Origin of the sequence: Micromonospora sp. NPDC126480 (assembly GCF_040302465.1) — a bacterium.
GTDB lineage: Bacteria > Actinomycetota > Actinomycetes > Mycobacteriales > Micromonosporaceae > Micromonospora.
The window spans coordinates 33,709-55,574 of sequence record NZ_JBEORU010000019.1; the positions used below are offsets into that span (position 1 = coordinate 33,709).

Here is a 21,866-nt window from a genome sequence, read left to right on the forward strand (position 1 = left end):
GGGCGGCCCGTCGTGCCGGTCAGGCCGGGTTGTCGCCGGGGCCCTCGGCGCCCAGTTCGACCGGCCAGGTGGCGGCCAGGTCACGCAGCCGCGCCGCCGCACCGGCCGGGTCCGCGCCACCGCCGACCGCGACCCCCAGGAGGTACGCGGTGACCGGCGCGCCCGGCCGCAGCACCTGGTGGGCGACGTCCTTCGCCAGATCGAGCACGGTCGACACCGGCACCTGAGCGGGGTCGAGGCCGAGTTCCGCGCACGCCGCCGTCACCCAGTCGTCCATCATCGTCAACGCGCCCACTCCTCCGCTCGGCGTACGTCCTCGTCAGTGTCGCAGTCGAACCACGGCGGCGGGCCGTCCCCGCGCCATGGGACCTCCCGCACGGCGAGGCCGTGCTGCAGGGCCCGCAGCGCCGCCCCGGCGAGGTCCCGCTCGGCGGCGAGCCGGTCGAGCGCGGCGCGCAGCGCGCTCACCCGCCACACCCCGCACAGCGTCTGCCGCCGGCCCGCGTCGTCGACGAAGCACACTCCGTCGGCGGCCGGGCCCGGAGCGACCGCCTGCGGACCGGTGAGGTGACGTAGGAGGTGGCCGACCGCGGTGCGGCTGAGCAGGGGCAGGTCGCCGGCGAGCAGGGCGACCACGGCGACGTCCGCGGGCAGCAGGGCCAGTCCCGCGGCCGCGGCGGCCACCGGCCCCCCGCCGGGCGGCTCCTCCCGGGTCACCAGCACCCCGGCCGGGACGCCGGTCGCCGGGCCCACCAGGATCCGCGGCGCGGCGTCGGCGACCGCGGCCAGCACCCGGTCCCGCATCGGCCGGCCGCCGACCGGGCGGGCCGGCTTGTCCGCACCGCCCATCCGCCGGGCCGCACCGCCGGCCAGCACCACCGCCGCGTACGCGCTCACCGGCCCACGGTAGCCGTCCCGCCGCCGGGGGACGTCCGCGCTCTCGATCGACTCCGTGCCGCCGGCACCGAGTCGATCGACCCGACTTCGGCGAAGCCGAGTGGATCACCCCGGATGCGCGGGGCAGGATGGCGGGATGGGACGGGCCACTGACCGACGCGGCGTGCTGCGGATCGACCTCGACGCGGGCGGCGACCGCCCCACCTCGGTCCGCCGCGGGGACGCCCTCGCGGTGGAGGAGCCGCTGGAGATCCGGGTCGGCATGGCCGGCCCCGCCCGTCGGCGACCCCTTACCGTCACCATGCGTACTCCCGGCGACGACCTGGACCTGGCGCTCGGTTTCCTGCTCACCGAGGGGCTGATCCGCTCGGCCGACGATGTGCACACCGCGCAGCTCTGCGCCGGGGCGGAGACGCCCAACACGTACAACGTGGTGGACGTGGTGCTCGCACCCGGCGTGCCGGAGCCGGCCGCCGACCGGAACTTCCACACGACAAGCGCCTGCGGGGTGTGCGGCAAGGCGAGCATCGACGCCGTGCGTACCCGGTCGGTGTTCAACGTCACCGACGACCCGCTGCGGGTGCCGGCGGCGGTCCTGGCCGACCTGCCCGGGCGGCTTCGGGCCGCGCAGCCGGCGTTCGACCGCACCGGCGGCCTGCACGCGGCCGGGCTGTTCACCGCGGACGGCGACCTGGTGGTGCTGCGCGAGGACGTCGGCCGGCACAACGCCGTGGACAAGGTGGTCGGCTGGGCGGTCCGGGAACGGCGGCTGCCGCTGGCCGGGCATCTGCTGCTGGTGAGCGGCCGGGCCAGCTTCGAGCTGACGCAGAAGGCGTGGATGGCCGGCGTGCCGCTGCTCGCGGCGGTCTCCGCGCCCAGCACGCTCGCCGCCGACCTGGCCGCCGAGGCCGGACTCACCCTGGTCGGCTTCCTGCGCGGGCGCACGATGAACGTGTACGCCCACCCGCAGCGCGTGGTGGACTGAACCTGCCCGCAGCCGGCTGACGGGAGGAGGCGTACCCCCGGTGACGACGCGCTCCGGGCGGTCGCGGTGTAAGGAAGGGCCCCTTTTTAACGCCTGCGGTAGAGGAAGGGCCCCTTGTTAACGCGAGCGGCCCATGGTCCGCCACGGACCGCCGAGCAACGGCGTCAGGACCACAAGCAGGTACGCGGCGCCCGCCGCGACGAGCGTGGGCGTGGTGCCGACGTGCTCGCCGGCGACGCCGGCACTGAGCGCGCCGAGCGGGATGGCTGCCCACGCACCGGCGCCGATGACGCCGTACACCCGGGCCCGCATCCGGGGCGGCACCCGTTCGAGTTTGACCGCGCCGATCAGCGGGTTGATCGCCCCGGCGGCGAACCCGGCGACGGCGAAGACGGCGACCTGCGCCGCGAGCGGCAGTCCCGCGGCCAGACTCCAGAAGGGCGGCGCCCCGGCCACCGCGAACGCGACGACGAAGGTGGCGCGCCGGGGCAGCCGGTGGCCGACCGCGCTGAACGCCAGCGACCCGGCGAGCGCACCGCCGCCCATCGCGCCGACCAGCAGCCCGAATGCGGTGCCGCCGCCGAGTTCCCGGTCGGCGACGACCGGCAGCAGGACGTTGCTCTTCATCGCGTCGAGGAAGTTGGTGACCAGCACCAGCAGCACCAGTGCACGTAGGAGGGGTTCGGTGACCAGGAACCGCACCCCCGCCGCGAACTGCCGCCAGTAGCCGCCGTCGACGGCCTCGCGAGGATCGGCGGCGGCCTGCAGGCCAGCCGGCACGAGCACGGCGACGAGCAGCGCCGACACGGCGAACGTGACGGCGTCGATCGCCAACACGGGCAGCGCCCCGAGGGTGGCGACCAGGAGCCCGGCGACCGGTGCGCCCAGCAGCCGGGCCGCCCGTTCGGCCGCCTCGAACCAGCCGATCGCCCGCTCCACCGGCAGCCCGGCGGCGGTGGCGGCCTCGGGCAGCAGCGCCGTCCGCGCGGTCTGGCCGGGAGTGTCGAGCAGTCCGCTGAGGAAGACCAGCGCCAGCAGACCCCAGAACGGCAGGCCCACGGTTGCCGCAAGCAGCGGGACCGCCCCGATCGTCGCCCCGGAGACGAGGTCCGCCAGCACGGCCGCCCGCCGGTAGCCGATCCGGTCGACGACGACACCGCCCAGGGCGCCGCCGAGTATCACCGGGGCGGTGGCGACCGCACCGGCCAGGCCGGTGGCGGCCGGCGAGCCGGTCTCGGCGAGCACGTACAGCGGCAGGGCGATGAGCGTGAGCATGTTGCCGGTCAGCGAGACGACATGGCTGACCAGCAGGCCGACAAGTGGGACCCGGGTGCGCGCCGCGACCGGTGGGGTGCGGCCGGTCACCGGTCCGGCGGCGAGCCGGCTCGCCCCGGCCGCGCGGCCGGCGGTGTTCACTGCGGCCACCGGAAGGCGTGGTAGATCAGCGCGACCGGCCGCGAGCCGGCCCGGCCCGGGTCGCTGCGCGCCGCCCACCGGGCGGCCAGCGCCTCCAGGTCGGCACGCAGCTCCACCAGGTCGTCGCTGGTCAGGTGGAACAGACTGTCGCTGCTGGCGGTGCCACGCACCCACTCGGGCTCGAAACCCGCCTCCGCGTCGAGGTACGCCTGCAGCCGCTCCACATAGCGCTGGAGTACCGCGCGCCGCAGCAGGTCGGAGGCGGCCTTGCGCTCCGGGTCGTCGAGCACTTCGAGCGGCTCCCACGCGGTCCGCGCGTGCGAGGCCCGCCACCAGCGCTCGCGCCGGCTACGGGCACACTCCGGCGCCTCCCGCACGAAGCCGTGCTCGGCGAGCTTGCCCAGGTGGTAGCTGACCGAGCCGACCGCCTCGTCCACGAGCTCGCTGAGCATGCCGACGCTCTGTGGGCCGCGGGTCCGCAGCTCGCCGAGGAGCCGCAGCCGGGTGGGGTGGGCAAGCGCCCGCATCGCCCGTGGGTCGGTGAGGTGCAGGGTGTCGTCCTCCGGCATGCCGCCAGACTAGACGTACAAGAAGTGGCGTACAAGATGTCTTGTTAATGACGGTGGTTTCCGCTCAGCGGGTGCCCCGGCGGCCCTTCCCGCGGCGGCGCGCCAGGCCGGAAAGCCGCACCGCCGGCCAGCCGTCGAGGCGTGACGGCGGCACGCCACGTCGGAGCAGGTCGTCCAGGAGCAGAGCCAGCGAGTAGTCGGGGTGAACGGTGAGCACCCGCTCGAGTGCGACGGCGGCCAGCGCCCCGTGCCCCGCTCGCCAGGCGGCGAAGGCGAGCAGCGCGCCCGGCGCGGCGATGAACTCCGGCTCGGCGCGGCGCAGGACATCGGTCCAGAGAGCGATGTCGGCGTCCCGTCCGTCCGTGCGTTCCCAGGCGTGGTCCCGCACGGTCAGGTCGGTGAGCAGCAGGCTCAGCCAGGCCACCTCGTCGTCGTCGATCCGCTCACTCCGCCGGTACCGGCGCAGCGCGACCCGGATCGCGGCCCGACTCGCCGCCCGGAGTGCGCGCCCACCGAGCAGGTCCGCCGCGGGTGCGGCGTCGACCAGGTCGGCCCGCCTGCGCAGCGCCCGCTCGGTGGCCAGCCGCAGTCCGGTCCGCTCCGTGCCCTCCACCGGCGCCACCTGCGCTACCAGGGCGTCCCGATCGGGCAGGGCGACCTGACCGGCGAAGACCGCGGCGGCGGTGATCTCGCTGGCCCGGGCGTCGTACGGCCGGCCGTCAGGTGGGCAGCACTCCGGCTCGTCGCACAGGTACGACCAGTACCGGCCGTCGGTGACCCGCAGGGCGTCGAGCACGGGGATCCCGGCCTCGGCGAGGGCCGCGCACACCGCGTCGACCGCGGGGGTGACCCGGGACGCGGTTCCGTAACCGAGGACCGTGGCGCGATCGGCGAGCTGGCGCGCCACCACCGCCGCGACGTGCCGGGCCGGCTCGACCGGCCCGCCGGCCCCGGCAGCGGGGCGGCCCGCGTCGACGGGCCCGGCCAGGTCGGAGAGATCGGAGCGGGCGGCGAAGGTGACCCGCTTACCGCGCATGGCCACCACGACCACGCTGTCGGCGGGGTGGAACCCGAGCAGGTACGGCACGGCGGCGATCAGGTCGCCGGGAGACCGGACGGAGAGCCGCGGGATGTCGGTCGAGGTCATGCCGGCAGCCTGCGCCGCGCAGGCACGCCCTGTCCGCCCCTGTGGACGACACGCGGCTCATCCACAGGTACGCACCGTAACCGCGCAGCTCAGCGTCTTCCGGCACGGTCCAGCTTCCGGCACGGCCCATCTCGTCGCAGCCACGCGCTACCGTCCCGTCATGGATCTGGCGTACCTGCGGGACCACCCGGAGCACCTGCCGACCTTCCTGACCCATCAGCGGATCCGGGAGACGCCGGTCGCCGGGGGCGACATCTGCGCCGCCTCGCGCCTCACCCTCGACGACGGGCACTCGGTCTTCGCCAAGACCTGGCCCGAGCACGCCACCCGGCCACGACCGGAGCACTTCTTCGCCACCGAGGCGGCCGGGCTGCGCTGGCTGCGGGACGCGGGCACGGTCGCCGTGCCGGACGTGATCGTGGCGCTGCCCGACCTGCTGGCGCTGGAGTGGGTCGACCCGGGCGAGCCCGGCCCGGAGGCCGCCGAGCGGTTCGGTCGGGAGCTGGCCGCTCTGCACCGGGCCGGCGCGCCGGCCTTCGGCGCCGAGTGGCCCGGATTCATCGGTGCCCTGCCGGCGGACAACACGCCCGACGACGGCCCCTGGTCCCGCTGGTTCAGCCAGCGGCGGCTGCTTCCCTACCTGCGCTTGTCGGTCGACAACGGCGCGCTCGGCCCGCCGGAGCGCGACCTGGTTGAGCGGGTGGTCGACCGGATCACCGAGCTCGGCGGCGACGAGCAACCGGCCCGGCTCCACGGCGACCTGTGGCCGGGCAACCTGCTGTGGGGCGCCGACGACCGGGTCTGGCTGGTCGATCCCGCCGCGCACGGCGGTCACCGGGAGACCGACCTCGCACAGCTCGCGCTGTTCGGCGGCGCGCCGCACCTGGATCGGATCCGGGCCGCCTACCACGAGACGTGGCCGCTGGCCGACGGCTGGCGGGAGCGGGTCCCCCTGCATCAGCTGCACCTGCTGCTGGTGCACACCGCGCTGTTCGGGGCGGCCTACCGGGATGCGGTCGCTCACACCGCCCGTGTCACCCTGGCCGGGCCCGATCGCGCTACGGTCGACTCGTGAGCGCCGACCGACCGACCGACGGCGTCCTCGTCGACCGGTACGGCCGCGTCGCCCGGGACCTGCGGGTCTCCCTGACCGACAAGTGCAACCTGCGCTGCACGTACTGCATGCCGGCGGAGGGGTTGCCGTGGCTCGCCGGGCCGCAGCTGCTCGACGACGACGAGGTGATCCGCCTGGTCCGGGTCGCGGTGACGCGGCTCGGGGTGACCGAGGTGCGGTTCACCGGCGGCGAGCCGCTGATCCGGCCGGGCCTGGTCGGCATCGTCGCGGCGGTCGCGGCGATGACCCCCCGTCCACGCATCTCGCTGACCACCAACGGCATCGGCCTGGAGCGGCTGGCACCGACCCTGCGCGCCGCCGGTCTGGACCGGGTGAACGTCTCGCTGGACACCCTCGACCGGGAGCGGTTCAGCCGGCTGACCCGTCGGGACCGGCTGGACGCCGTGCTCGCCGGGCTGGCCGGCGCGGCGGAGGCCGGGCTCACGCCGGTCAAGGTCAACGCGGTGTTGATGCGCGGCGTCAACGAGGACGAGGCCCCGGCGCTGCTCCGCTTCGCCCTCGACCACGGTTACGAGCTGCGGTTCATCGAGCAGATGCCGCTTGACGCCCAGCACGGCTGGGACCGGGCGAGCATGGTCACCGCCGACGAGATCCTCGCCGCGCTGCGGTCCGCGTACGACCTGACCGCCGACCCGGCCGAGCGCGGCGCGGCGCCGGCCGAGACCTGGCTGGTCGACGGCGGCCCGGCCCGGGTCGGCGTGATCGCCACCGTGACCCGCCCGTTCTGCGGCGACTGCGACCGCACCCGGCTGACCGCCGACGGCCAGGTCCGCAACTGCCTGTTCGCCACCGAGGAGTCCGACCTGCGCGGCGCGCTGCGGGCCGGGGCGGACGACGACGAGCTGGCCCGGCGCTGGCGCACCGCGACGTGGGCCAAGCGGGCCGGTCACGGCATCGACGATCCGACGTTCCTGCAACCCACCCGGCCGATGTCCGCGATCGGAGGCTGATCGTGCCGACCGTCACCGTCCGCTACTTCGCCGGGGCGCGGGCCGCGGCCGGCCGCACCGAGGAGACCGCGTCGGCCGGCCGGTCGCTGGACGACCTGTTGACCGAGCTGGCGGACCGGCACGGCGAGCGGCTGGCCGGCGTGCTCCGCGCGGCGAGCTTCCTGGTCGACGGCGTGAACTGTCATGATCGTCGGGCACCCCTGCCGGCGGGGGCCACGATCGACGTTCTGCCCCCCTTCGCGGGCGGCTGAGGGAGGCTCCACGTTGTTGGCGGTTCTGGGGTTCGTCGCCACCCTGGCCCTGATCACCGGCCTGATTCACCTCTACCTCTGGAAGCGGCTCGTCCGTGACACCACCACGCCGGGCCGTTGGCGGCGGATCGGCACCCTCACGGCGCTGGCGCTCGCGCTGCTCGTCCCGGCCACCCTGGTCGGCACGCAGGCCGGGGCGTACTGGCTCGCCTGGCCGGGATACCTCTGGCTCGCGATCATGTTCTACCTGCTGGTGCTGCTGGTGGCGCTGGAGCTCCCGATGCTTGCGGCCAAGCTGGTGCTGCGCCGCCGGGTGTCCGCCGCCGATCCCACCGCCGCCGCGCCCGAACCGGTCCTGGTGGGGGCCGCCGGGCCGGCCGATCCGCCGGCCACCGCCGCGGTCGGGCAGCCGGACCACGACCCGTCGCGCCGGTTGCTGCTGGCGCGCGGCGCCGCCATCTTCGCCGGGCTCACCGCCACCGGCATCACCGGGTACGGCGTGCGTACCGCCCTCGGCCCGCCCCAGCTGGACCGGGTGCGGATCCCGATCGCCAAGCTCCCCCGCGGCATGGACGGCCTGCGGATCGCCACGGTCTCCGACATCCACCTCGGTCCCCTGCGCGGCCGGGCGCACACCGAGCGGATCGTCGCGGCCATCAACCGGTTGGACGCCGACGTGGTCGCGATCGTCGGTGACATGGTCGACGGCTCGGTGGCCGAGCTGGGCGACGCCGCGGCGCCACTGCGCGGCCTGCGTGCCCGGCACGGCAGCTACTTCGTCACCGGCAACCACGAGTACTACTCGGGGGTCGAGGAGTGGGTGCAGGAGGTCGACCGCCTCGGCCTGCGGGTCCTGCAGAACCAGCGGGTGGAGATCGCCGCCCGGGGCGGCGTGCTAGACCTCGCCGGGGTCAACGACGCCGGGGCCGCCGGCACCGGGGTGGCGGGCCCGCCGGACTACGCCGCCGCGCTGGGCGACCGGGATCCGAGCCGGCCCGTGGTGCTCCTCGCCCACCAGCCGGTGGCGGCCTTCGAGGCCGCGAAGTTCGGCGTGGACCTGCAACTGTCCGGCCACACGCACGGCGGCCAGATCGTGCCCTTCAACTACCTGGTGCGACTTGAGCAGCCGGTGGTCTCCGGCCTGGGCGAGGTCGACGGCACCAAGGTGTACGTGACCAACGGCGCCGGGTTCTGGGGTCCTCCGGTCCGGGTCGGTGCCGAGCCGCAGGTCACCCTCGTCGAGCTGCGTTCGACGGCATAGCGAAGCTCACCCCTGAGCGTGGCGGCGGGCGTCGCGACGAGCGGCCGTGGCAGGATGCGGCGTGCCTCCGATCAGTGCCGCACCCCCCGGTGGCCTTCCGCCCTTCGTCGCGGACCTGCACATCCACTCGAAGTATTCGCGCGCGTGCAGCCGTGACCTCACCCTGCCGAACCTGGGCTGGTGGGCCCGGCGCAAGGGCGTGTCCCTGCTCGGCACCGGCGACTTCACCCACCCGGCCTGGTACGACCACCTCCGGGAGACCCTGCGCCCGGCCGAGCCCGGCCTGTACCGGCTGAGCCCGGAAGCCGAGCGGGACATCGCGCGGCGACTGCCGCCGCGGCTCGCCGACGACGCCGGGACCGACCCGGTGCGCTTCATGCTCAGCGTCGAGATCTCGACGATCTACAAACGCGACGACCGTACGCGCAAGGTGCACCACCTGATCTACCTGCCGGACCTCGACGCGGTGGCCCGCTTCAACGCGGCCCTCGGGCGGATCGGCAACCTCGGCTCGGACGGGCGGCCGATCCTCGGTCTCGACTCCCGCGACCTGCTGGAGATCACCCTGGAGGCGAGCCCGGACGGGTACCTGGTGCCGGCGCACATCTGGACACCGTGGTTCTCCGCCCTCGGCTCCAAGTCCGGGTTCGACGCGATCGCCGACTGCTACGCCGACCTGGCCGACCACGTCTTCGCCGTGGAGACCGGCCTCTCCTCCGATCCGGAGATGAACTGGCGGGTCGGCAGCCTCGACCGCTACCGGCTCGTGTCGAACTCCGACGCACACTCCCCGCCGGCGCTGGCCCGCGAGGCGACGGTCTTCACCTCGGCACGGGACTACTTCGCGGTACGCGAGGCGCTGCGCACCGGCGACGGGTTGGCCGGGACGATCGAGTTCTTCCCGGAGGAGGGGAAGTACCACGCGGACGGCCATCGGCTGTGCGGCGTCAACTGGGCACCGGAGCGGACCCGGGCGGCCGGTGGGCGCTGCCCGGAGTGCGGCAAACCGCTGACCGTCGGCGTTCTCAGCCGGGTCGAGGAGCTGGCCGACCGGCCCGCGGGGCATCGCCCGGCGCACGCCCGCGAGGTCACCCACCTGGTGCCGCTGGCCGAGATCCTCGGCGAGATCAACAAGGTGGGCGCCCGGTCGAAGAAGGTCGAGGGCAGACTGAACGACCTGATCGCCGCGCTCGGCCCGGAGCTGGAGATCCTCACCCGTACGCCGCTTGACGACATCGGGCGGGTCGGTGGCGAACTGCTCGCCGAGGGCATCCGGCGGCTGCGCCGGGGCGAGGTACGCCGGGTGCCGGGCTACGACGGCGAGTACGGCGTCATCACCCTCTTCGATCCGTCCGAACTGGGCGGCAGCGGTACCTCGGCGGCACAGGAGACGCTGTTCGACGTACCCGTGCCGACGCAGCGCCGGCCCGCGGAGCCGGCGGCCAAGCCGAGGGCCCGCCGCGCGGCGGCGAAGCCGGAGCCGAAGCGGGCCGCACCGCCCCCGCCCCCGATCGCGCCGCCGCCGTCGCCGCACGAGCCGTTCGAGCCGATGCTGGCCGGGATGGAGGAGGTCGGCACCGGCCTGCTCGACCGGCTGGACGCGATGCAGCGGGTGGCCGCCTCCGCGCCCGGCGGGCCGCTGCTGATCGTGGCCGGGCCGGGCACCGGCAAGACCCGGACGCTGACCCACCGGATCGCGTACCTCTGCGCCGAGCTGAACGTCTTCCCGGAGCACTGCCTGGCCATCACCTTCACGCGGCGGGCCGCCGAAGAGCTGCGGCACCGCCTCGACGGGCTGCTCGGGCCGGTCGCCGAGGACGTCACCGTCGGCACGTTCCACTCGGTGGGGCTGCAGATCCTGCGGGAGAACGCCGAGGCCGCCGGCCTGCCGGCGGACTTCCGGATCGCCGACGACGCCGACCGGGCGGCCGCCCGGGTGGAGGCCGGCGACGACCGCGACACCTACCTCGCGCTGCTGCGCAAACAGGACCTGGTCGACCTGGACGAACTGCTCACCCTCCCGCTGGCGCTGCTCCGGGCGGACCGCAAGCTGGCCCAGTCCTGTCGGGACCGTTGGCGGTGGGTCTTCGTGGACGAGTACCAGGACGTCGACGAGGTGCAGTACGAGCTGCTGCGCCTGCTCAGCCCGCCGGACGGGAACCTGTGCGCGATCGGCGACCCGGATCAGGCGATCTACTCGTTCCGCGGCGCGGACGTGGGGTACTTCCTGCGCTTCTCGCAGGACTTCACCGACGCCCGGCTGGTACGGCTCAACCGCAACTACCGCTCGTCGGCGCCGATCCTGGCCGCCGCCGTGCAGGCGATCGCGCCGTCGTCGCTGGTCCGGGGCCGCCGGCTGGATCCGGCCCGGCTCGATCCGGAGGCCCCGCTGGTCGGCCGGTACGCCGCAGCCTCCGTCGCCGACGAGGCCGATTTCGTCGTCCGTACCGTCGACGAGCTGGTCGGTGGCCTGTCGCACCGCTCGCTGGACTCGGGCCGCATCGACGGGCGGTCGACGACCCTCTCGTTCTCCGACATCGCGGTGCTCTACCGCACCGACTCGCAGGCCGCGCCGATCGTCGACGCGCTGGCCCGGGCGAACATCCCGGTGCAGAAGCGCTCGCACAATCGGCTGCGGGACCGGCCCGGGGTGGCCGCGATCGCCCGCGAGCTGCGGCACGCCGGCGGCCTCGGCGGGGGCCTGCCGGCCCGGGTCCGCCTCGCCGGGCAGGTGGTCGCGGAGCGGTTCGCCACGCCGACCCTCGACGGGACGGGCACGGTTCGGCCGGAGGACGTACGGGTGGCGGTGGACCTGCTCACCCCGCTGGCCCGCCGCTGCGGCGACGACCTGGAGCTGTTCCTGTCGCAGCTCGCCACCGGCGCCGAGGTGGACGCGCTGGACCCGCGCGCCGAGGCGGTCACGCTGCTCACCCTGCACGCCGCCAAGGGGCTGGAGTTTCCGGTGGTCTTCCTGATCGGCGCCGAGGACGGGCTGCTGCCGCTGCGCTGGCCCGGCACGGAACCCGACGACGACGCGGTCGCCGAGGAGCGGCGGCTCTTCTTCGTCGGCCTGACCCGGGCCCAGGACCGCCTCTACGTCAGCCACAGCGCGCGGCGCAGCCGACACGGCACCGAGTACGACAGCCGCCCGTCCCCGTTCCTCGACACCATAGACCCCGGCCTGTTCGAACGCCTGGGCGAGGCCGAGCCCCGCCGCCCGAGGGATCGCCAGCTACGCCTGATCTGAGGATCAGCGGCGGGGGCGTTCGGTGGTCACGACCAGGGCCACGCCGGTGACGATCACGGCACCGCCCAGCACCACCTGGGCGGTGACCGGTTCGGCCACGAGCAGCGCGCCGAGCGTCACCGCCACCACCGGGTTGACGTACGCGTACGTGGCGACCAGGGAGATCGGCGCGTGGTGCAGCAGCCACACGTACGCCGTGAAGGCGACGAGCGAGCCGAACACCATCAGGTACGCCAGCGCCCACCACGACCGGGCGGTGACCGCCCCGAGGTCGAGGCCGCGCAGCTCACCGCGCCACACGGCGAACACGGCGAGCACCGCCGCACCGGCGAACATCTCGTACACGGTCGCGACGAACGGGTCGGCGGGCATCGGCAGCCGACCGGACAGGAACGAGCCGACCGACCAACTGGTCGCCGCCACCACGACGGTCAACGCGCCGACCAGCGGCACGGCACCCGCCCCGCCGGTGGGCAGCACCAGCAGGACCAGGCCGGCGAACCCCAGCGTCACCCCGCCGAACGTCAGGATTCCCGGCCGGTCGCCGGTGGCGGAGCGCAGCAGCACCACGAGCAGGGGCACGGTCGCCACCAGCAGCGCGGCGATCCCGGACGGCACGGCGACTCCGGGCGGGCCGGACTCGGCGAACACGACGAGACCGTTGCCGCCGGCCAGCAGGAGCACACCGATCAGCGCGGCGGAACGCACCTGACGACGGCTCACCCGAAGGGCGCCCGGCCCCCGGCGGACCCGGAGCACGGCCGCGAGGACCAGACCGGCGACGGCGAACCGGACGGCCGCCGAGGCCAGCGGCGGCATCGACTCGACGGCGATGCGGATGCCCAGGTAGGTGGAGCCCCAGAGGACGTACACCAGGAGCAGCGCCGTCCAGACGAGAGCCGGGGTGGCGGCGGCGGTGACGGGTGTCGCACTTGGCGTTGGTGAGCTCATCGCACCGTCACGCTACGGTGGCGTGGACGTCGGCGTCCGTCGAAGGTGGCCGGCCTCTCACCCGGCCGCAGGAGGGCACGCATGGCGAACTACGGACCACCGGACGGCACCGCCGGCGAGCCGTGGCGGAGCCGGCGACCCGGCGACGCGTACGGCCGGCCCGACCGCGGGTGGCCGGACCCGGCGGAGGGCCCGGATCCCGGCGGCCGTCCGGGGTACGGCGGCCGGCCGGGCTACGACGCCCCGCACGCCGCGGGCTACGACCCGTCCGGTCACAGCGGGTCCCAGGGGTACGGCGGTCCCCCGGGACACGGCGCCGCGCAGGGGTACGAGCCGGAGCCGTACCGCCCGGCGTACCAGCAGTGGAGCGCACCGGGCGGCCAACCGACCGGTCCGGCAGGCTACGGCGGCGCCCCGGTACCGCCCGACCGGCCGTCCCGGAAGCGGGGTCCGCTGATCGTGGTGCTCGCCGCGGTCGTCCTGCTGGTGCTTGGCGGTGGCGCGGCGGTCGTCTGGCTGCTCGGCCGGGCCGGGGAGGCACCGGCGGCGTCGCCGACCGCCACGGCCGCCGGGCCGACCGCCCCCGCCGACGAGGCCAGTCCGGTGCCGAGCGTCGCGGCTCCGGAGTCGTCGGCCGATCCGCGCTTCGTCGAGGTCGGTGAGTGCGTCCGCAACGACGGGCCGGCCGGCGGCAAGCCGAAGCTGGTGATCAGCGAGTGCGCCCCGAAGTCGTACGAAGTGCTGCACCGCGTGGACGGCCTGACCACCGGTGAAAAGGACGCCGCGGCGAAGTGCGCCGAGGTGGACGGCTACACCAACTGGTACTTCTTCGACAGCGAGCTGGACACCCTCGACTTCGTACTCTGCCTGAAGCAGCGCTGAGCCACCGCACCCCTGGGGAAGAGATGACAACCTACGGAGCAGCCGGCCCGCCGGAAGACCCGACGGGGCCCGGCTCGCCGGACGCCCCACCGCCCGGCGACGGCCCGGAGCCACCGACGGTCCCCGGCTGGGAGACGTCCCGGCCCGAGGACGACCCGACGGTGCGGCAGCCCACCCAGCCGGGAAGCGAACCGACCGTCCAGCAGGCCGCCCTGCCCGGCGGTGAGCCCACGGTCCAGCAGCCGGCTCAGCCCGACACCGAGCCCACCGTCCGGCAGCCGGCACAGCCCGACGCGGACCCGGCCCACTCGCCGTGGAGCCGGCCGCCACCGGGCGAGGAGCCCACCCTGCCGCAGTGGGGCGCACCGGCGGCCGGCACGGCACCGTCGGCACCGACGTGGGGCCAGCCCACCACGCCGCCGCCCGGCGCCGCACCCACTTGGGGCCAGCCCGCCACGCCACCGAACCCGGTCGCGGCCCAGCCGCCGGTCGGTGGTTTCCCGCCGTCCGCCGGTTTCCCGCCCCCGACCTCCGGCGCGGGCCAGCACCCGCCCACCTCCGGTGCCGGCTTCCCGCCGCCGGTGCCGACCTCCGGCGGCGGCCGGGTCCCGCCGGGCCCGTACCCCGCGTCGGGCGCCTACCCGCCGCCGGGCCCGTACCCGCCGGCCGGACCGACGGCGGGCGCGGTTCCGCCCGGCCCGCCACCGGCGGGTGGCCCCTGGGGCGTTCCCGGCGGGTACGGCGCACCGCCGGCGCCGGCCAAGAAGGGCGGCAGGATCGCGCTGATCATCGGGCTGGTGGTGCTACTCCTGCTCTGCCCCTGCCTGGGCCTGGCCGGCTGGGCGGGGTGGCAGGCCGCGAGCGAGGACGCTCCCTCGGTTTCGCTTCCGGAGACGACCTCGGCGCCGGCTCCGCCGACCCGGGACCCGCTGCCGACCGCCGAGCCCAGCCCGACCGAGGACGGGGACGACTTCCGGCGCGGCGACTGCGTGGTCAACGACGGCACGGACGACGACGCCGAACTGCGCAAGGTACCGTGCGGCCCGAACACGTACGAGGTGCTGCTCCGGATCCCGGCGTCGACGGACGGCGACCGGTGCGAGGTCCTGGCGCCGGAGGCGACGGCGAACTACGTGCACGACAACTCGGTGAACCTGCTCGACTACGTGCTCTGCCTGAAGGAGCGTTGATTGCCGAAACTAGGGCTGTCTAGCTTCCACGCTAGACAGCCCTAGTTTCCTGTCGAGACCACGACGGAATCGCCGACACGCCGGTAGCCCCATCTACGGATGTCTAGCCCCACCGCTAGACGGCCCGATACTCTCCGATGCGTGGATCCGGTCCGCAACCCCTACGCCCCGGGCGCCGGCCAGCGCCCGCCCGAGCTGGCCGGGCGGGGACGTGAGCTTGACGTCTTCGACATCGTGCTGGAACGCATCGCACGCGGCCGGCCCGAACGGAGCCTGATGCTCACCGGCCTTCGCGGAGTGGGCAAGACCGTCCTGCTCAACACGCTGCGGTCGCAGGCCATCAACCGGCTCTGGGGCAGCGGCAAGATCGAGGCCCGACCGGACCAGTCGCTGCGCCGACCGATCGCCGCCGCCCTGCACATGGCGGTACGCGAACTGGCCCCCCGGCACCGCGCCCCGGACCGGATCGACACCTTCCTCGGCGTCCTGAAGGCGTTCGCGCAGCGCTCCGCGCCGGCCGGGCGCGGCGGCGCGGCCCCGAAGCTGCGGGACCGGTGGCAACCCGGCATCGACGTGCCGGCCGCGAGCGGACGGGCCGACTCCGGTGACATCGAGATCGACCTCGTGGAGCTGCTCTCCGACGCCGCCGGGGTGGCCGCCGACGTGGGCACCGGTATCGCCGTCTTCATCGACGAGATGCAGGACCTCGGCGCCGAGGACGTGTCCGCCCTCTGCGCCGCCTGCCACGAGCTGTCCCAGCTCGGCGCACCGCTGATCGTGGTCGGCGCGGGTCTGCCGCACCTGCCGGCCGTGCTCAGCGCCGCCAAGTCGTACTCGGAACGGCTCTTCCGCTACCAGCGCATCGACCGGCTCGACCGGATCGCCGCCGACCAGGCGCTCTGCGCGCCGGCCGAGCGCGAGGAGGTCGAGTACGAGCAGAAGGCGCTCGACCTGCTCTACGAGAAGTCCGGCGGCTACCCCTACTTCGTCCAGGCGTACGGCAAGGCGACCTGGGACCACGCTCCCCGTTCCCCGATCACCGCCGCCGACGTGCGGGTAGCGGCGCCTGAGGCGGAGGCCGAGCTGGCGGTGGGCTTCTTCGGCTCCCGGTTCGAGCGGGCGACCCCGGCCGAGCGCGAGTACATGCGTGCCATGGCCACACTCTCGTTGGTCGACGGCGACGCGGAGAGCGGTGGCCGGGACGACATGGACGCCGCCGTGCCGACCGCCGAGATCGCCCGCGCCCTGGGCCGCAAGCCCGCCAGCCTCTCGCCGGCCCGCGACGCCCTGATCAAGAAAGGCCTCATCTACTCCGGGGAGCGCGGCACGGTCGCCTTCACGGTCCCGCACTTCGGCCGGTACCTGCGTACCCAACCGGCCTGAGGCGGGCGGGTCAGACCTTGGACCAGGGCGGCGGGAAGACGACCTCGCCCTCCGGGGGCGGGCCCTCGCCGCTGGTGGCCGGCGGCAGCACCAATGCCTGCCAGGGGTCACCGAGACCGGACCAGGGGCTGGTGAGGCCCATCCGGTCGGCACGGCCGAAGCCGAACCGCCGGTAGTACGCCGGGTCCCCGAGCACCACGACGAGCCGTTCGCCCAGCTCGGTGGCCGCGTCCAGGGCGGCCTGCACGACCGCTGTGCCCAACCCGATGCGCTGCCGGTGCGGTGCGACTCCCACCGGACCGAGGGCGAGTGCCGGCGCGTCTCCCCGGTCAGAGTGCACCCGCACGCGGGTGAGCAGCGCGTAAGCGACGACCTCGCCGCCGTACTCGGCCACCATGGCGAGCTCCGGCAGCCAGGCGTCGCTGCCGCGCAGCTCGTCGACGAGACCGACCTCCGGCGGTGTTGTCACGTCGGGGCGGGCGAAGGCGGCCGCCAGCACGCGACGGACCGCACCGCTGTCGGCCGGGTCCTCCGGCCGGAGGCGCAGTGTGGTCACGCGGGCGACGTTACCCCCCGGCCGGGGTCCATCCGCGACGGTCGCTCGAATCGGCGTGGCGGAAGTCCACGTCCACCGATCCGGATCGGCGGTTGCCGGGGTAGTCGCGGTCGGTACGGGGTATGACTGACCCATGACACCCGTACGCTCCCTCGCCCGCGCCATGCTGAGCGGCATCTTCGTGGTAAGTGGGGCCCGTAACTTCGCCAACCCGGGCCGGCTCGTCGTCGCCGCCAAGCCGGTGACCGATCGGGTGACGCCCCTGCTGGAGAGAACCGACCCCCGCATCCCCACCGACACCGAGACGCTGATCCGCGCCAACGCCGCGGTGCAGTTCGGCGCCGGCCTGATGCTCGCCACCGGACGGTTCACCCGTCCCGCGGCCCTGGTCCTGGCCGCGACCCTGGTGCCGACCACCATCGCCGGCCACCCCTTCTGGTCCAGCGAGGACCCGGCCCAACGGAACAACAACCAGATCCACTTCCTGAAGAACCTCGGCCTCTTCGGCGGGCTCCTGCTCGCCGCCGCCGACACCGAAGGAAAGCCGGGCCTGCGGTGGCGGGCCGGTCACCGAATCGGCCACTCGCGACGTTCTGTGCGCCGAGCTGTCCGTACCGCCCGCCGGGAGGCCCGGATCGCCGTACGATCGGCAGCGACGGCTCGACGCCTCCCCGGCTGACCTGCGTCGATCCTCCCCTCCGTCGGTTTCCATCCGGGTCAACGCCGCGAAAATCGGCGAACCACCCGCTAGGCGTTAACGCGGTGGAAATGTCAAAAACTGGTGTGGGATCGGACACGGTCGCATAACGCGGGAGGCATTGACGTGAGGGACCGTTCTAGGCTCCGTACCGGACCTGGACGGCTAGGACGACCTTGGTACGGGGGTGGCCACGCGATGCCGACGACCGTCGGTAGGCGGGTGGACCGCCTCGCTCCGGTGCGTCGCGCCGCGGGTGGGATCGATCGCAGGACAGTCGTACGGACCGGCACCGTGGCCGCCGTCGTCTACGCCGCATGGCTCGCCATCGGCGCGTTCGGGCGGCCGTACAACTTCTTCGACATGAAGATCTACCACGGCGCGGTCGTCTGGTGGGCGAGCGGCCACGAGCTGTACGAATTCATCTCCCCCGGCACCACCCTCGGGTTCACGTACCCGCCCTTCGCGGGGCTCGTCATGCTCCCGATGGCGCACCTCCCGGTCGGCCTGGCCGGGCTGGTGAACGCGGCGGCGAGCATCGCCGCGCTGGCCGTCGTCCTGGCCGGGCTGCTGCGCCCGATCGTGGACCGGCTCGGCTGGCCGCTCTGGTACACGGTCGCGATCGCGACGCCGCTCGCCGTCGCCCTCGAACCGGGTCGGGAGACGCTCGGCTACGGCCAGGTCAACCTGCTCCTCTTCGCGCTGATCATGGCCGACCTGATCGGCCTGCGCTGGCGGGCCCGCCGCGGCACCCACGTCGCCCCCTCGGACGGCCTGCTGCTGCGGTTCGTCTACAGCGGCGCGTGGGCGGGCGTCGGCATCGGTCTGGCGACCGCGGTGAAGCTGACCCCCGCCCTGTTCATCGCCTATCTGATGATCACCCGCCAGTGGCGGGCCGCGACCACCGCCGTCGGCACGGTGGTGGCCGTGACGATCGGCTCGTTCGCCGTCGTCGGCCCCGAGTCGCGGGCCTACTTCGGCGGCGTGCTCTGGCAGACCGAGCGGGTCGGCGCCGCGGACATGACGCCCAACCAGTCGCTGGCCGGCCTGCTCGCCCGCCTCTACGACTCGATCGAGACGCCCGGGCTGCTGTGGTTCGCGTTCGCGATCCTGCTGCTCGCACTCGGCCTGTCCCGGGCCGCCAACGCCCGGGCCGACGGCGACGAGCTGACCGCGTTCACACTTGTCGGGCTCACCACCAACGTGATCAGCCCGATCTCCTGGACGCACCACCTCGTCTGGGTGATCCCGGCGATCATCGTGCTGGCCGACGCCGCCGTACGCCGCCGCGAAGCCAGCCGCGGGCTCGTCTCCCGGGCCGGGCTGAGTGGCCTGCCGGGAGTCAACGGCCTGCGCCCCCCGATCTGGTACCCGGCGCTGACCGGGCTCCGGCACGGCGTCGCTGCCGTGGGCCTCTACCTGCTGTTCGTGGTCTCACCGATCTGGCCGTACGAGCACCAACTGCCCGAGGTGTCGCACTACCAGGACGGCCTCTTCGGTGCCCTGATGGAGAACTCGCTGGCCCTGGCGCTGATCGTGCTGGTCGCCGCGCTGCCGTGGCGGCCGGGGGCCGAGCCGGCCTTCTACGGTGAGCGGGCGGGCCGGGCGACCGCATCGGCCACCCGGCGCTGACCCGACCGTCACCGCGTACCCGCCAGATGGGGGCACCGGGTCACCTCAGGGGCAATTGACCCACTCCTCGGTGCCGTCGGCGAACACCTGCCGCTTCCAGATCGGCAGCCGCGCCTTCACCTCGTCCACCAGCCGGGCGCAGGCGGCGAACGCGGCGGCCCGGTGGGCGGTGCTGACCGCCGCCACAAGCGCCGCGTCGCCGATCTGCAGCGGCCCGATCCGGTGCGAGACGGCCACCGCGTACACCTCGGGGTCGGCGGCGATCTCCGCGGCCACCTCGCGCAGCACCTGCTCGGCGCTCGGGTGCCCCTCGTACTCCAGGCTGACCACCGCGCGGCCGTGGTCGTGGTCGCGGACCACCCCCTGGAACGACACCACCGCGCCGGCCCGCCGGTCCGCCACGGCGGCCTCGTGCGCGGCCAGGTCCAGCGGGCGCTCGGTCACCTCGCCGAACGCGACGGCCGGTGCGGTCACGACACACGCTCCCCGGGCAGCAACGGCAGCGGAACGACCGGCACCCGGTCACCCGGCCGGCCGGCCGTGCCGGGACGGATCACCGCGAAGCCGTCCGCGCCGGCCAGCCCGCGCAACATGGCCGACCCGGCGTGCCGCAGCGGGCGAGCGGTGCCGGCGACGGGATCCAGCCGGACCAGCGCGAGATGCGTGTGGTCGCCCCGGCCGGGGATCGGCTCGGCGAGCGTCGCCTGCGGCAGCACCGGCATCGGCCGGCCGGCGAGACCGGCCAGCAGCGGGGCAACCAGCGACACCAGGGCGACGATCGCCGACTGCGGGTTGCCCGGGAGGCCGGCGACGAACCGGACCCGGCCGTCCGCCCCGACGAGCCGGGCCAGCAGCATCGGGAAGCCCGGCCGGACGGCGACGGTGTTGACCACGTACTCCGCACCCAGCTCCGCCAGCGCCGGGTGCAGATGGTCGACCGGGCCGTGCATCGTGCCGCCGGTCGTGCACACCAGGTCGGCGTCGACGAGCGCCTCCCGTAGTGCCGCCACGTGCGCGGGCAGGGTGTCGGCCACCGGCCCCACCACGTCGGCGGGGTGCACCACGCACCCGTACCGGCGCAGCCAGGCCGGCACCACCGGGCCGAGCGCGTCGCGCACCCGCCCCGCGCCGGGTGGCCCGGCCGTCAGCAGCTCGTCACCGAAGACCCGCAGCGCCGCGCGCGGCTGCCGCCGGACCCGCAGGGAATCGTGACCGCAGGAGGCGGCCAGGCCGATCACCGCCGGGTCGACCGGGGTGCCGGCGGGGAGAAGCTCCTCCCCGGCGTGCGCCTCCTCGCCCGGCTCGCGCCACTCGGGTGCCGGACGTGGGGTGCCGGCCACCAGCCCGTCCGCGGTGCGGCTCGACTCCTCGACCCGCAGCACCGTGGTCGTGCCCTCCGGGACCATCGCGCCGGTGGCGATCTCGGCGGTCGTGCCGTCCTCGGTCAACGGTGCCGGGGTGCCACCGGCCAGGACCCGCCCCACCGGCCGCCACGGGCCCGGGCCACGCACGGCCCAACCGTCCACGCTCGAGGTGGGAAACGCCGGCAGGGGTGTGCGGGTGGTCAGCGGCTCGGCCAGGGTGTGCCCGTCGATCCCGGCGAGTGGCCCGTCGGCCACGGGCAGCGCGGCGGCCAGGCCGGCCTCGTACACCCGGGCGCGGGCCTCCTCCCACGCTGCCGGCGGGGGCGCGGCGGCCGGTGCGGTTTCCGTGCTCACCGGACGAGCGTATCGGGGCACTACGACGAACGCGGCCCTAGTGGTCGCCGCCCCGAATCTGGTCGACGGCGTGGGCCAGGATCGGCCCCAGCACGGCCAGCCCGTCCCGGGCGCCGCCGGTCGAGCCCGGCAGGTTGACCACAAGCGTCCGGCCGAGGACGCCCGCGACGCCCCGGGACAGCACCGCGGTGGGCACCCGGTCCCGGCTGTACGCGCGGATCGCCTCGGCGATGCCCGGGATCTCGTGGTCGAGCAGGGCCCGCGTCACCTCCGGGGTACGGTCCGACGGGTTGATACCGGTGCCGCCACTGGTCACCACGACGTCCACCCCCTCGGCGGCGGCGGCGCGCAGGGCCGCGCCGACCGGCTCACCGTCCGGCACCACGATCACCGGCTCGTCCACCGCGCAGCCCAACTCCCTCAGGCCGGCGGCGAGCAGTGGGCCGCTGGTGTCCTCGTACACCCCGGCGGCGGCCCGGTTCGACGCCACCACCACCCGCGCCCGGATCACGGCCGGTCCCCGGGCCGCACCCACTCGCCGGTCTTGCCGCCCTCCTTGCGCAGCACCCGCACGGCCTCCACCGAGGCCGCCGGATCCACCGCCTTCACCATGTCGACCAGGGCCAGACCCGCCACCGCGACGGCGGTGAGCGCCTCCATCTCGACCCCGGTGCGGTCGGCCGTGCGGGCCGTCGCGGTGATCTCCACGGTGTCGTCGGTCAACGCCAGGTCGACGGTGACGCCGTGCAGGGCGATCGGATGGCAGAGCGGGATCAGGTCGGGCGTGCGTTTCGCGCCCATGATCCCGGCGAGCCGGCCGACGGCGAGCGCGTCACCCTTCGGCAGCCCGTCGCTGCGCAGCAGGTCGACGACCTCGCGGGTGGTGCGGAGCCGCCCGGCGGCGACGGCCAGCCGGCCGGTGACCGGCTTGGCGGAGACGTCGACCATGCGGGCCGCGCCGGCCGCGTCGACGTGGGTGAGCTGCGCGGAATCCGTCAC

At 74.8% G+C, this 21,866-nt stretch carries 22 protein-coding genes; 11 read left to right on the top strand and 11 right to left on the bottom strand.

The annotated features are described in order from the left end of the window. Nucleotides 1–19: 19 nt before the first annotated feature. Together ABTW87_RS18665 and mobA are read right to left on the bottom strand one after the other, a co-directional pair. Nucleotides 20–277, bottom strand: coding sequence for a DUF6457 domain-containing protein (locus ABTW87_RS18665; RefSeq protein ID WP_350652149.1), 258 nt, complete (start codon nt 275–277; stop codon nt 20–22). 5 nt (nt 278–282) lie between these two features. Continuing rightward, nucleotides 283–945 (bottom strand): molybdenum cofactor guanylyltransferase, encoded by a 663-nt coding sequence (gene mobA / locus ABTW87_RS18670; protein WP_502891610.1) that lies wholly within the window; start codon nt 943–945, stop codon nt 283–285. A gap of 88 nt (nt 946–1,033) precedes the next feature. On the opposite strand from mobA, the gene fdhD reads away from it, so the two are divergent. Next, nucleotides 1,034–1,882 (top strand): formate dehydrogenase accessory sulfurtransferase FdhD, encoded by an 849-nt coding sequence (gene fdhD / locus ABTW87_RS18675; RefSeq protein ID WP_350652081.1) that lies wholly within the window; start codon nt 1,034–1,036, stop codon nt 1,880–1,882. A 117-nt stretch (nt 1,883–1,999) separates the two neighbouring features. Here fdhD and ABTW87_RS18680 read toward each other — a convergent pair whose 3' ends face one another. From ABTW87_RS18680 to ABTW87_RS18690, 3 genes are all read right to left on the bottom strand, one after another. Then, nucleotides 2,000–3,307, bottom strand: a complete 1,308-nt coding sequence (locus ABTW87_RS18680) for an MFS transporter (protein ID WP_350652082.1) — start codon at nt 3,305–3,307, stop codon at nt 2,000–2,002. Then, complete coding sequence (locus ABTW87_RS18685) at nt 3,295–3,867, bottom strand: helix-turn-helix domain-containing protein (protein ID WP_350652083.1); 573 nt, start codon at nt 3,865–3,867, stop codon at nt 3,295–3,297. Before ABTW87_RS18685 ends, ABTW87_RS18680 begins: the two co-directional genes overlap by 13 nt. A gap of 64 nt (nt 3,868–3,931) precedes the next feature. Continuing rightward, nucleotides 3,932–5,014 (bottom strand): DUF4192 domain-containing protein, encoded by a 1,083-nt coding sequence (locus ABTW87_RS18690; RefSeq protein WP_350652084.1) that lies wholly within the window; start codon nt 5,012–5,014, stop codon nt 3,932–3,934. 160 nt (nt 5,015–5,174) lie between these two features. Between ABTW87_RS18690 and ABTW87_RS18695 the strand changes: the two genes are divergently transcribed. From ABTW87_RS18695 to ABTW87_RS18715, 5 genes are all read left to right on the top strand, one after another. Further along, nucleotides 5,175–6,089 carry a fructosamine kinase family protein gene (locus tag ABTW87_RS18695; protein ID WP_350652085.1) on the top strand — a complete coding sequence of 305 codons (915 nt, stop codon included), beginning with the start codon at nt 5,175–5,177 and terminating at the stop codon, nt 6,087–6,089. Beyond that, nucleotides 6,086–7,099, top strand: coding sequence for a GTP 3',8-cyclase MoaA (gene moaA, locus ABTW87_RS18700; protein ID WP_350652086.1), 1,014 nt, complete (start codon nt 6,086–6,088; stop codon nt 7,097–7,099). The genes ABTW87_RS18695 and moaA overlap by 4 nt, the downstream gene beginning before the upstream one ends. Before the next feature lie 2 nt (nt 7,100–7,101). Next, entirely contained in the window at nt 7,102–7,350 is a 249-nt protein-coding gene (locus ABTW87_RS18705; protein WP_350652087.1) for a MoaD/ThiS family protein, read from the top strand. Between the two features lie 13 nt (nt 7,351–7,363). Further along, nucleotides 7,364–8,611: a metallophosphoesterase gene (locus ABTW87_RS18710; protein WP_350652088.1), complete on the top strand. Its 1,248-nt coding sequence runs from the start codon at nt 7,364–7,366 to the stop codon at nt 8,609–8,611. A gap of 61 nt (nt 8,612–8,672) precedes the next feature. Beyond that, nucleotides 8,673–11,858 (top strand): UvrD-helicase domain-containing protein, encoded by a 3,186-nt coding sequence (locus ABTW87_RS18715; protein WP_350652089.1) that lies wholly within the window; start codon nt 8,673–8,675, stop codon nt 11,856–11,858. A gap of 3 nt (nt 11,859–11,861) precedes the next feature. Here ABTW87_RS18715 and ABTW87_RS18720 read toward each other — a convergent pair whose 3' ends face one another. Next, nucleotides 11,862–12,809, bottom strand: coding sequence for an EamA family transporter (locus ABTW87_RS18720; RefSeq protein ID WP_350652090.1), 948 nt, complete (start codon nt 12,807–12,809; stop codon nt 11,862–11,864). A 453-nt stretch (nt 12,810–13,262) separates the two neighbouring features. On the opposite strand from ABTW87_RS18720, the gene ABTW87_RS18725 reads away from it, so the two are divergent. The 3 genes from ABTW87_RS18725 (at nt 13,263) to ABTW87_RS18735 (ending at nt 16,264) form a co-directional block, all read left to right on the top strand. Then, nucleotides 13,263–13,691, top strand: a complete 429-nt coding sequence (locus ABTW87_RS18725) for an LppU/SCO3897 family protein (protein WP_502891611.1) — start codon at nt 13,263–13,265, stop codon at nt 13,689–13,691. A gap of 782 nt (nt 13,692–14,473) precedes the next feature. Continuing rightward, on the top strand, nt 14,474–14,881 hold the full coding sequence (locus ABTW87_RS18730; protein WP_350652150.1) for an LppU/SCO3897 family protein: 408 nt from the start codon (nt 14,474–14,476) through the stop codon (nt 14,879–14,881). A gap of 141 nt (nt 14,882–15,022) precedes the next feature. Continuing rightward, complete coding sequence (locus tag ABTW87_RS18735) at nt 15,023–16,264, top strand: DUF8462 domain-containing protein (protein WP_350652091.1); 1,242 nt, start codon at nt 15,023–15,025, stop codon at nt 16,262–16,264. 10 nt (nt 16,265–16,274) lie between these two features. On the opposite strand, the gene ABTW87_RS18740 is transcribed toward ABTW87_RS18735, so the two are convergent. Further along, the gene (locus ABTW87_RS18740; protein WP_350652092.1) at nt 16,275–16,820 is read right to left on the bottom strand and encodes a GNAT family N-acetyltransferase; all 546 of its coding nucleotides are present in this window, start codon (nt 16,818–16,820) and stop codon (nt 16,275–16,277) included. Nucleotides 16,821–16,953: 133 nt separating this feature from the next. Here ABTW87_RS18740 and ABTW87_RS18745 point away from each other — a divergent pair, with 133 nt between their 5' ends. Both ABTW87_RS18745 and ABTW87_RS18750 read left to right on the top strand, forming a co-directional pair. Beyond that, on the top strand, nt 16,954–17,499 hold the full coding sequence (locus ABTW87_RS18745; RefSeq protein ID WP_350652093.1) for a DoxX family protein: 546 nt from the start codon (nt 16,954–16,956) through the stop codon (nt 17,497–17,499). Between the two features lie 216 nt (nt 17,500–17,715). Further along, nucleotides 17,716–19,149, top strand: coding sequence for a glycosyltransferase 87 family protein (locus ABTW87_RS18750; protein WP_350652094.1), 1,434 nt, complete (start codon nt 17,716–17,718; stop codon nt 19,147–19,149). A gap of 45 nt (nt 19,150–19,194) precedes the next feature. On the opposite strand, the gene ABTW87_RS18755 is transcribed toward ABTW87_RS18750, so the two are convergent. From ABTW87_RS18755 to moaC, 4 genes are read right to left on the bottom strand one after another with little or no spacing between them, the layout of a single operon-like run. Further along, complete coding sequence (locus ABTW87_RS18755; RefSeq protein ID WP_350652095.1) at nt 19,195–19,623, bottom strand: molybdenum cofactor biosynthesis protein MoaE; 429 nt, start codon at nt 19,621–19,623, stop codon at nt 19,195–19,197. Then, entirely contained in the window at nt 19,620–20,867 is a 1,248-nt protein-coding gene (locus ABTW87_RS18760) for a molybdopterin molybdotransferase MoeA (RefSeq protein ID WP_350652096.1), read from the bottom strand. Before ABTW87_RS18760 ends, ABTW87_RS18755 begins: the two co-directional genes overlap by 4 nt. 37 nt (nt 20,868–20,904) lie before the next feature. Then, on the bottom strand, nt 20,905–21,378 hold the full coding sequence (locus ABTW87_RS18765; RefSeq protein WP_350652097.1) for a MogA/MoaB family molybdenum cofactor biosynthesis protein: 474 nt from the start codon (nt 21,376–21,378) through the stop codon (nt 20,905–20,907). Beyond that, nucleotides 21,375–21,866 carry a cyclic pyranopterin monophosphate synthase MoaC gene (moaC, locus tag ABTW87_RS18770; RefSeq protein ID WP_350652098.1) on the bottom strand — a complete coding sequence of 164 codons (492 nt, stop codon included), beginning with the start codon at nt 21,864–21,866 and terminating at the stop codon, nt 21,375–21,377. The genes ABTW87_RS18765 and moaC overlap by 4 nt, the downstream gene beginning before the upstream one ends.

Bases quoted from the DNA above. Each gene is read 5' to 3' on its own strand.
- ABTW87_RS18695 (WP_350652085.1), top strand. From the start codon at position 5,175: ATGGATCTGGCGTACCTGCGGGACCACCCGGAGCACCTGCCGACCTTC.
- fdhD (WP_350652081.1), top strand. From the start codon at position 1,034: ATGGGACGGGCCACTGACCGACGCGGCGTGCTGCGGATCGACCTCGAC.
- ABTW87_RS18685 (WP_350652083.1), bottom strand. From the start codon at position 3,867: ATGCCGGAGGACGACACCCTGCACCTCACCGACCCACGGGCGATGCGG.
- ABTW87_RS18720 (WP_350652090.1), bottom strand. From the start codon at position 12,809: ATGAGCTCACCAACGCCAAGTGCGACACCCGTCACCGCCGCCGCCACC.
- ABTW87_RS18745 (WP_350652093.1), top strand. From the start codon at position 16,954: ATGACACCCGTACGCTCCCTCGCCCGCGCCATGCTGAGCGGCATCTTC.
- ABTW87_RS18665 (WP_350652149.1), bottom strand. From the start codon at position 277: ATGGACGACTGGGTGACGGCGGCGTGCGCGGAACTCGGCCTCGACCCC.
- ABTW87_RS18690 (WP_350652084.1), bottom strand. From the start codon at position 5,014: ATGACCTCGACCGACATCCCGCGGCTCTCCGTCCGGTCTCCCGGCGAC.
- ABTW87_RS18750 (WP_350652094.1), top strand. From the start codon at position 17,716: ATGCCGACGACCGTCGGTAGGCGGGTGGACCGCCTCGCTCCGGTGCGT.